The organism is Pseudonocardia kongjuensis (assembly GCF_039526905.1).
GTDB lineage: Bacteria > Actinomycetota > Actinomycetes > Mycobacteriales > Pseudonocardiaceae > Pseudonocardia > Pseudonocardia kongjuensis.
Genome location: NZ_BAAAJK010000071.1, coordinates 1 through 684, shown reverse-complemented (window position 1 = coordinate 684; position 684 = coordinate 1). Strand labels below are relative to the sequence as shown.

Sequence of the window (684 nt, the reverse complement as noted above, 5' to 3'; positions counted from 1 at the left end):
TGGCGCGCGCAACTCGTGCATGCGAGGTGTGTCGCAGACGGCGGTCACATCGGGCACAGCGGTCACAGGGCGGCAAGGGGTGCCTCTGACCTGTGGGTTTGCCGTCTGTGGGCTGTGACCGATCGGCCGGTCGGGCTGTGACCGATGCCGTCGAGCGGTCACAGCACTCGTGCAGTGCGATCGTTTTCAGATTCAGATCTAGACATCGCTCATGAAACCAGATAAGGTTTGAGACACCACTGAGAGGGAGGGGGCGAGATGGGGTACGTGCACGAACGGCTCGGACAGCGGATCACCTGGGACGATGCGGGCCGGTCGCGGTCGGGCACGGTCTGGTCGGCCGGGCCGAAGAACTACACGGCGTGGGTCATTCCAGACGAGCACGAGGACGGCGAGGGTCACGCCGTCTGCGTCGTCGTCCGGCCGGGCAAGCCCTTTGCGGCGACGGCGGCGGACCGGCGGCGGTCGACCGCCGAGATTCAGGCCGAAGGGTTGCGCTGTCTGCGCGACCGCCGGGTTCTGCCGCGGGAGTTGCTGCTCCTCGATCGGCAGACGACCTACGGCTACCAGATGACACGCGGAGCGTGAACGTGCTGGGAGGAAGAGTGCGTCGGATGAGGGAGAGGGCGGCATGACTGATCGGGGGGAGAAGCTGCTTAGGGATGTGGTGAGCCTGGCGAGCAT

Annotated in this window: 1 protein-coding gene; it reads left to right on the top strand. The window is 66.1% G+C overall.

Annotation, left to right across the window (positions count from 1 at the left end; all coding sequences use genetic code 11):
* The first annotated feature begins 258 nt into the window (after positions 1-258).
* The gene (locus ABD160_RS33165) at positions 259-588 is read left to right on the top strand and encodes a hypothetical protein (protein WP_344030687.1); all 330 of its coding nucleotides are present in this window, start codon (positions 259-261) and stop codon (positions 586-588) included.
* Positions 589-684: the final 96 nt, after the last annotated feature.

Excerpts from the sequence above, each read along its gene's own strand:
- ABD160_RS33165 (WP_344030687.1), top strand. The coding sequence starts at position 259 with ATGGGGTACGTGCACGAACGGCTCGGACAGCGGATCACCTGGGACGAT.